Annotated in this window: 8 protein-coding genes; 7 read left to right on the top strand and 1 reads right to left on the bottom strand. The window is 36.4% G+C overall.

Annotated elements, in window-relative coordinates; genetic code table 11:
- A partial coding sequence (locus tag DB895_RS13885) for a beta strand repeat-containing protein (RefSeq protein ID WP_133242686.1) occupies positions 1–3,416 on the bottom strand: 3,416 nt, incomplete at its 3' end.
- An 843-nt stretch (positions 3,417–4,259) separates the two neighbouring features.
- On the opposite strand from DB895_RS13885, the gene aqpZ reads away from it, so the two are divergent.
- The 7 genes from aqpZ to DB895_RS13845 form a co-directional block, all read left to right on the top strand.
- Entirely contained in the window at positions 4,260–4,973 is a 714-nt protein-coding gene (aqpZ, locus tag DB895_RS13875) for an aquaporin Z (RefSeq protein ID WP_116725964.1), read from the top strand.
- Between the two features lie 67 nt (positions 4,974–5,040).
- Positions 5,041–5,643 (top strand): alpha-ketoglutarate-dependent dioxygenase AlkB family protein, encoded by a 603-nt coding sequence (locus tag DB895_RS13870; protein WP_116725963.1) that lies wholly within the window; start codon positions 5,041–5,043, stop codon positions 5,641–5,643.
- A 219-nt stretch (positions 5,644–5,862) separates the two neighbouring features.
- Positions 5,863–6,141, top strand: coding sequence for a DUF2805 domain-containing protein (locus DB895_RS13865; protein WP_116725962.1), 279 nt, complete (start codon positions 5,863–5,865; stop codon positions 6,139–6,141).
- 52 nt (positions 6,142–6,193) lie between these two features.
- On the top strand, positions 6,194–6,301 hold the full coding sequence (locus DB895_RS14545) for a DUF2805 domain-containing protein (protein ID WP_394336339.1): 108 nt from the start codon (positions 6,194–6,196) through the stop codon (positions 6,299–6,301).
- Positions 6,302–6,650: 349 nt separating this feature from the next.
- A complete protein-coding gene (locus DB895_RS13855; RefSeq protein WP_116725961.1) occupies positions 6,651–8,507 on the top strand; it encodes a M61 family metallopeptidase in 1,857 nt (618 codons plus the stop codon).
- 75 nt (positions 8,508–8,582) lie between these two features.
- Positions 8,583–9,299 carry a DUF4369 domain-containing protein gene (locus DB895_RS13850; protein WP_116725960.1) on the top strand — a complete coding sequence of 239 codons (717 nt, stop codon included), beginning with the start codon at positions 8,583–8,585 and terminating at the stop codon, positions 9,297–9,299.
- Positions 9,300–9,506: 207 nt separating this feature from the next.
- Positions 9,507–9,691 (top strand): transposase (locus DB895_RS13845; protein ID WP_145958730.1); only part of this gene is annotated, 185 nt, incomplete at its 3' end.

Genomic DNA, 9,691 nt, shown 5'->3' with positions numbered 1-9,691 from the left:
CAAATGGTTTGAACACCACTCAAAATTCCCGCATTTGGAGCTGCAGTTATCGTCACAGTTCTAATTGCCGTTGCAGCAGAGCAACTGCCTATTCCATTCATCGTATACGTTATTGTTGCCGTTCCAGCAGCGACAGGCGTAACAGTTCCAGTAGCATTAACCGTTGCAATTAAAGCATCAGATGATGACCATGCTCCCCCTAAATCTCCATTTGAATTAAAAGTTGTAGTTCCATTAGAGCAAATGGCTTGGATACCGCTTAAGATACCCGCATTTGGAGCAGCAGTTATTGTCACGGTTCTTGTTGCAGTTGCATCAGGGCACCCCCCAGTTCCAATTAGCATATAGTTTATTGTTGCGGTTCCTCCAGCAATTGGTGTCACGATTCCGGCAACATCAACCGTTGCGATAGCAGTATCGGATGATGACCATGTTCCGCCTAATTGGGTCGAAGTAAAAGTTGTAGTCCCATTAGAACAAATGGTTTGAACACCACTCAAAGTTCCCGCATTTGGAGCAACAGCTACTGTTACAGTTCTCGTTGCGGTTGCATCAGAGCATACACCAGTTCCCGTTACCGTATAAGTTATTGTTGCAGTCCCCAATGCAATTGGGGTTATGATTCCAGCAGCATCAACTGTTGCTATTAAAGTATCAGATGATGACCATGTTCCTCCTAAATCTCCATTTGAAGTAAAAGTTGTAGTTCCATTAGAGCAAATGGCTTGAACACCATTCAAAATTCCCGCATTTGGAGCCGCAGTTATAGTCACAGTTCTAATTGCCGTTGCAGCAGAGCAACTGCCTATTCCATTCATAGTATACGTTATTGTTGCAGTTCCGGCAGCGACAGGCGTAACGGTTCCGGCAGCATCAACCGTTGCGATTGCGGTATCGGATGATGACCATGTCCCTCCTAATTGAGTTGAAGAGAAAATCGTAGTTCCATTAGAACATATGGATTGAACCCCACTTAAAGTTCCCGCATTTTGTATTGCAGTAAGTATCACTGTTGCAGTATTATTTATTGTTGCATTACATGAACCTAGGTCTATTTGACTTAACACTATCGTCGTGTCTAAAGTAATCGCATTTACTGTTATTGTGGCTTTTCCGCTTGAATCCAAAACAACATTTTGATTTGCGCCACCGCTTACCGCATAGGTTACGGTTGCATTTGCTGTTCCAGATAGATTAAACACTGCATTTCCTCCTGAACAAACTGGAGTGATAGCCGTTAAGGTATTTATAACTGGCAAAACTATATTATCTGCAACAGTAATATTTCTTGTAATTATACATCCAGTAGCCTCATCTTTGATATCAACAGAATATGTACCTGCACAAAGCCCCGTTGCCGTTGCCGTTGTTTGTCCCAAAGCTGCCACATCCCATTTGTAAGAATACAAGCCCGAACCAGCAGGAGCTACAGTTGCTGTACCGTCACATGAAGCAGGAATACTTGGACAAATTGTATTGTCGGTTTTTGCAATTGATGAGGTCAATACCGGATCTACCAAAACTATTGGCGTATTATTTGGAAAAGTACCACATCCCACTAAAACAAAATTAGAATAACTACCTGCATTCAAACCGGAAATAACAATATTGCCACTTGCATTTGACGTCACACTTGTTGGCCCCACCACTACGGCATCGTCAGTATACGTTAAAGTATACCCCGTACTTGGCGACAATCCGGAAATGGTAATATCACCCTCTGAACCACTACAAGTAATAGGATTGGTGCTGGCGTAAACCGGTATGTCTTGAATAGAGAAAGAGGAACGATAATTCGCACCACCATTATTCAATGTAAGAGTCTCATTACAAAGAGTGGTCGAAATGTTTGATCCTTTTACCTCGTAATACACTTCCAGAACATAACTTCCTAAAGGAAGTTTAGTCATGTCCACTAAATCAGAGGTAACGGTTTGCCATTTTTGGTCTCCTGAACTGCAAGGACCTCCGCCAACGTTGAATGCTCCTCCTGAGCAATCACTGAAAAAGTTAAGAGTCAAAGACGTAAAAGTTCCTGCCGGGTCACTTTTAAGATGGACATTGTAGTACATTGTTGCCCCACAAACATTTGCCGACGTATTTTTGAAAGTTTTAAGTTCTCCTCCGCCAAAAGTAAATTTGCCTGAATTTTGAACAAAAGAACCAAAATCAGTTATAAAAGACCCTGCTGGTGAGCCTGGATTAATTAAATCGACTCCCGATCCGGTGATGTTATAAAATTGAGCGACACTGCAGTTGTACAACCAAGCTGCCGAAGCAAAAGTGCTGAACCCGCAGTTGTTTACCGTAACAACATAAGTAATTGGAGCTGCACACTGACCTGCGGCTGGCGTGAAAATATAATTCCCACCAATGGTATTATTAATTGTTGATGGTGACCAAGTTCCCGTAATTCCGTTTGGAGAAGTTGTATTCAATACCGGAGCAACGCTACCGGAACATATCGTTGAAGCGGTTGGGAAATTAGGAATAACACTAGGCTTTACAGTCATGGTTACTTTAACGGCTTTAGGAACGTCACATGAGTTTATTGCCGTAAGGGTCAATTCAACAGATCCTGAAGCGGAGACATCAAAAGTATAAGTTGAGGTTAATGACGTTGCATCAGAAAAACTTCCGCTTGGAGCAGACCACAATACTGATTTTTGCCCTTGAGCACTACCCGAAAGTGTGATAGTTGCACCTGGACAAGCACTTTGTGAAGTACCAGCATCTACCATAAAAACTTCAACGGGAGCAGAACACCCGTTATTGGTATAAGTTGCACTTCCTGACGGTGTGTAATTAACTGAAGCTCCATTCTTTTCCGCCGAAGTTCCCCCGGAAGTCCCATTTATATTCACTAATAATGAACGATCATAGCTAACGGTATCACTACATCCAAGAAATGACATTGAGAGAGTTCTTGTAGCTGCTGTACCATAATTACCAAAATGACCTCCTGTAGTAATTGCATTGTCCTGAAAAATAATATAAATATTTTCTGTTATGGCTCCAAAAACATTAGAAGCAATACTGAAATTATAACTAGTAACCAAAATTACCTTTGCATTAGCAGGAAGGACTCCTCCAACTGGTTCTATTAATTTTCCACAACCACCAGCGGCGGCAATCTGAATATTTAAAGCTGCAACTTTAGATTTCGTGGTAGCATTTTGAGTAATCCCTTGCCAAGAATTACTTGGCCAAGTTACCGATAAATCATTTGCATTTATGCTGGAAGTTCCAACCTTAAACCGAACCATTTCATTAAATCCTTCGTCATTACCTGGCTGCAAACCATTATCACAGGCATCAACCAAAATACTCTCAATTTGGAAACACTGCGAAAAAGTTTTTTGAGCCGAAAAAAAGCTTAATACAATAAAAAATACTAGGTTTAATTTTAATTTCATCAATTTTGTGGTTTTTAAATGCGTAATGTATTATTATTATTTTGACTCCTATAATAACTGTACGCCTTATTTATATGTAATTTGTTTAATAATCGAAATTTTAGACAAAATTAACTAAAATTCGCAACAAGCCTAACTACAAATGTTAAAAATTGCCGTAAATTTAAACTGGAGAAACATTTAACATATATCATCATACAAAATAGGATACTTCATATAGAAACTCCTACCCTGTTTTCCTTAGTAAATTAATTAATTTTATTGGCTTACACGAACTGATTCACGACAATTATTATCCTTATTCATCGTTTGAAAAAGAATTATGAAGAAAAAGAGAATTCAAAAATTTTACTCGAAATCAAAAACCTCTACCCGGAGCTAACACTCATTTGCTACTGCCTTACGAAATGATATTCATCGAAAAATTTGTACCTTATAATATATATACTTTAATCGGAACTGATTTCTGGAGACTAATCTTCTTTAAAAAGCGCCCTATTTTAGCAGAAAAATTTGACAATTCTTCTGATGTTTCTCAAATTAAAAAACAACACCAAATCCTTTTATCTAAAAAAATTAAAAATGAACCTTCAATTATGTTAAATATTTTGTATATTCGTATTCATTAATCCAATTAATGAATTTACCATAATACCACATTTGCGACTGCATTATAGTGATGAAATAAATAATTCACAATTTCTTCGAATTTATTTAAGTATCATTTCCTCTTTTTCAATTCCAAATTAAACTTCATCAGTAATTATTACAGCAATTATTTCTTGACGTTTATTTTACCCAAGTAAATTAGTTCTAATTAATTATAAACTAAATATATTGATAATGAAAAAACTATTAGCAGAATTTTTCGGCACATATTGGCTTGTATTTGGCGGTTGCGGAAGTGCCATTTTTGCCGCTGGAATTCCCGATTTAGGAATAGGATTTACGGGTGTTTCACTTGCTTTTGGATTGACCGTTTTGACTATGATCTATGCAGTTGGACACATTTCGGGAGGACACTTTAACCCTGCTGTTTCATTTGGATTATGGGCTGGTGGAAGATTCCCTGCCAAAGAATTACTACCTTATATCATAGCCCAATGTCTAGGAGCTATTGCCGCCGCTGGGAGTTTATTTGCAATTGCTTCTGGAAAAGCGGGTTTCACGATTGACAATACGAAGGCTGGTGCTTTTGCATCCAATGGTTATGGTGCATTTTCACCTGATGGCTATTCCATACAATCCGCTTTTATGGCTGAATTTGTATTGACCTTATTCTTCCTTTTAGTAATACTAGGTGCAACAGATAAATTTGCGAAAGGAAAATTTGCAGGAATTGCTATTGGTTTGGCATTAACATTGATTCATTTAATCAGTATCCCTATTACCAATACGTCCGTGAATCCAGCAAGATCATTATCTCAAGCTTTATTTGCCGGAGGAGAACCATTATCGCAATTGTGGTTATTTTGGGTTGCACCTATTTTAGGGGCAGTTGTTGCGGGGTTCATTTATAAAAAATTATTGCAAAATCTGAAAGAATTAGAGGTTTAACAAAATAAAAAAGTTGTTAACAGACCAAAGGAATCAAAAAAACCTCTTTTCTCATTATTTTTGCGATATGAAGTCACTATTTCAATTAGAGTCCATACCTCTTGATTTACCCGATGCGGAAATCATCTATTTCCCTGCTTTCATTGATAAAACAAAAGCAGATGAAATTTATGCCGAGTTACTAGAAAAAACACCCTGGCAACAGGATGAAATTACAGTATATGGTAAAAAACACGCACAACCCCGATTGACCGCTTTATACGGAAATCAAGACAAGCCTTACTCCTATTCAAACATAAAAATGCAACCACACCATTGGACCGTATTGTTACTAGATATTAAATCTCATGTCGAAAACCTTTCCAATTCTAATTTTACTACCGTTTTACTAAACCAATATAGGAACGGGAATGACGGGAACGGATGGCACGCCGATAACGAAAAGGAATTAGGCGCTAATCCTGTAATTGCTTCAGTCAGTTTTGGTGCCGAACGTCCTTTTCAGTTGAAACACAATACTGATAAAAACCTTAAAAAAAACATCATACTGGAACATGGCAGTTTATTAATAATGAAAGGGACTACACAACATTTTTGGAAACATCAAATCCCTAAAATAACAAAACCAATTGGACAGAGAATAAATCTTACCTTTCGGACCATCCTATAAGTTTCTTGCTCAAAAATCATTAAATTTGACTGAGGTAATCAAGTAATTTTTTACGAATAATTGATTTAGATACCATTAAAAAAAATCAAAAATTAATGCAGAAATAAAAAATGATTAAAAATTTTACCAAAGTTGAAAAAGTAATTATTTTTTTCACTAATATTGAATAAGAAATTGAATCATAAAATAATCAACCAAACCTGAATTAATTTTCAAGTAATGAAAAAAAGTAAACGCATAGAGTTAAATTGGGAACAAACTGAAAGGCTTATTACATTAGCATTAGAAGAAAGAAATCCTTATGAAATCATCAAAAAAGAACTCGGTATTGATGAAAAAGAGGTTCTGGAAATCATGAAAAAGAAATTAACTGCCGAAAAATTTGAAATCTGGAAAAAGAAAGCAAATGCTGCAAAACCTAAGCCAAAACCAATCAAAATTGACGATTTTGATGAAGATTTAGACGGCAAATACTACATAAAAAATAAATTTGATTAAACCTTAACTCTTGTTCAACAAGAGTTTTTTTATTTTTACTCAAATTTATTACATGAAAAAAGTTTTTACAGAAATTGAAATGGATCAAATTATAGAAATGGAATGGGAAGACCGAACTCAATTTGACGCCATTACTTTCCAATTTGGCGTCTCAGAATAGGAAACAATCGAAATCATGCGACGAAAAATGAAGTTGTCCAGCTTCAAAATGTGATGTGAAAGTGTTCAAGGTCGTTTAACAAAACATGCGAAACTACGAATGCATAATATAGATCGATTTAAATGCTCCCAACAAAAACAAATTTCCAGAAATAAAAGGGCTAAAAGACCCTAGTCACATTGATCCGCTGAAATCTCCAAAGAGAGCCTCCTTTCTCCTATTGATAGCCAAAAACAGAATTGTTGATTTATTAAAAAATATCTTTTTTTATTGTTATTAATACACGAAACCACTTTAATACCTTCTAATTTCATACATTTGTCATTCATTTTCAATGAATTAAATTTTAATGAAGAATATCATATTAGCTATAGTTATCAGTTGGTCATCATGGAGTTTCAAAGTCATTAGCCAAACCAAACCCATCGAACAGGTTCGAGTCAACATTGATTTGAATACAATAAAAGAGGACAAAGTTTCGGTAACCATTAGACCTCCAAAATTTTCAACAAAAGAAGTCACTTATCATATTCCTAAAATCATTCCCGGAACGTACTCTGAAGACGATTACGGAAAATTTATTGATGATTTAAAAGCCTTTGACAAAAAGGGAGTGGCCATCGCCGTTGTAAAAATAGATGCCAATTCTTGGAAAATCACCGATGCCAAAAAAGTTTCTAAAATTACCTACCAAGTAAACGATACTTTTGATACCGAAATAGGGGACGATTTTGGCAAATCAGATATTTTTTCGCCAGCAGGATCCAATATTGATGCGGGTAAAAATGTATTGCTCAACACCCACGCTTTTATTGGTTATTTCACCAACCTAAACGACAGCCAATATAAAATAAACATAGCGCATCCTGCAACACTTTGGGGTGCAACATCCATGACAGATTTGGATGCAAGTACCACGAATGACGTGTTTGTAACCAGTCGATATGCTGAATTGGTCGAAAATCCAATTATGTATGCCAAACCCGATTACAGCACTTTCAATAGTAACGGAATGGAAATTCTCATTGCCGTATATTCCCCAAATGGAGTTCATACCGCAGAAAGCATCACGCCGGATATGAAGAAAATGATGATTGCTCAAAAGAATTTCTTGGGGAAATTTAATACTACAAAAAAATACAGTGTCTTGATCTATCTTTCGGATGTTCAAAAAGGAAATGACGCCCATGGCTTTGGCGCCTTAGAACACCCAACCGCAACAACCGTTGTCATGCCTGAAGCAATGCCTCTGGATCAGTTAACGGAACAATTGAAAGATGTAGTTTCTCATGAGTTTTTTCATATTGTGACCCCACTAACCATTCATTCTAAAGAAATCCAATATTTTGATTACAACACCCCAAAAATGTCGGAGCATTTGTGGATGTATGAAGGGGTTACGGAATATTTTGCCAATTTATTTCAAGTCAATCAAGAATTAATTTCTGAAGAAGATTTTTACGGCAGAATAGCAGGAAAAATAACTAACGCTGCTAACATGGACGATACCATGCCCTTCACAAAAATGAGTGCAAACGTGCTGACGAAGCCCTACAAAGATCAATATTTGAACGTCTATGAAAAAGGGGCTTTAATCGGAATGTGTCTGGATATAATTATTAGAGAAAAGAGTAACGGTGAAAGAGGCCTTCTCGATTTGATGCAAAAATTATCCGATGTATATGGTATTAAAAAACCATTTAACGACGAGGAACTTTTTGCTAAAATTACGGAACTGACCTATCCGGAAGTGAACCAGTTTTTAACTACCTACGTGTCTGGTGAAACGCCAATACCCTATGAACTCTACTTTGCAAAAGTGGGCTTGACCAAAATGAAGGTAAAAGTTCTTGGAAATGTTTTCCTAAAAGGGCAAACCCCATACATCACGGTAAATCAAACAACCAAGGAAATTATTGTAATTCCGGGCATAGAATTGAACGAGTTCTTTACCGAATTAAAGATAAAAGGAAACGACATCATTACGTCCGTCAACGACACAAACTACACTTTAGACAACATTTATGACATGATTACTACAAGTGAGAGTTGGAAAAAGGATGACCCAATTACCGTTAAAATTAAACGGGACGGAAAAGAGCAAATACTCAAAGGAAAAACCAAGCTTTCCTACGAGGACAAAGAAGGCTATGAATCAACCGATGCGAGCAAAAACAAACTCAAGGAAACTTGGCTAAAAGGGTAAAAACAAAAAAATTATATTCCCCAATTTGCATTACGAATTGGGGATTTTTTTATTTATTTGCCAAAATAAAAATCCATGAAATATTCAAGTATCACTTTATTCGCGTTATTCTTAATTGTTGCCTGTAATAAGAAAGAAGCCCCGGGAAATTTGCACATTACGGGAAATGTAAAAGGGCTAAAAAAAGGAACGCTATACATCCAAAAAATAGTAGATACTTCGCTCGTAGCCATTGACACTATAGCGATAGACGGGAATTCAAACTTTGAAAGTGACTTGGACATCAAATCCCCAGAAATGTATTATTTATTTCTGGACCGAGGGGTAACCAATTCCCTCGATAATAACCTACGTTTTTTTGCCGAAGAAGGGAATATCAAAATTGAAACCAGTTTGGATTATTTTAATTCGGATGCAAAAATTACAGGCTCTAAAAATCAGGAGAAATACGAGGAGTACCGAAAAATTATTTCCCGTTTCAATGACGACAACTTATCATTGATGGAACTAAAATTCAAGGCTTTCAAAAATGGGGATACAAAAGCGACAGACAGCATTGAAGCGAAACAAAATGCCAATTTAAAACGACGGTATTTGTACAGTACTAATTTTGCCTTAAACAACAAAGACTATGAAGTGGCACCTTACATAGCACTGACCGAAATTTCGGATATCAATTTGAAATATTTGGATACCATACAAAAAATGATGACTCCAAAAGTAGCCCAATCTTTATACGGGAAAAAGCTAACTGCCTTTTACAAGGAAAGAAAAAAGCTGGAAGTAAAATAGTTAATCTATAAAACGGATCAAGTCTAAAAGTTGTGGGGAAATATTAAAATATCGATTTTTGCATTTTAAAAATCTAAAGAAATGCAAGATTCATTTGTTGAGCTTCTCAAGTTATCGTTACCATAAATAATAGTGGCAAGCCATAGATCAGGAAAATGAGGCTATAGAAAAAGCCAAGAAAGCAAAAAAAGATTCGAGCGTGAAGTTTTGACTAACAGAGATACTCTTAAACAATTACTGGCCAGAAGTCATTATTTCTTGTACAAAAACAAATCAAAATGGTCCCAAAACCAAATAGAACGTGCCAATTTATTGTTTGAATTGTATCCTGATATTCAAAAAGCATATAATCTAACTCAGGAGCTTCGCGGTATCTTTGAGAACACAACCGA

The organism is Flavobacterium psychrotolerans (genome assembly GCF_003097635.1).
Classification (GTDB): Bacteria; Bacteroidota; Bacteroidia; order Flavobacteriales; family Flavobacteriaceae; genus Flavobacterium; species Flavobacterium psychrotolerans.
The sequence above is the reverse complement of the archived record's forward strand: the minus strand, read 5'-3'. Positions and strand labels throughout refer to the sequence as shown.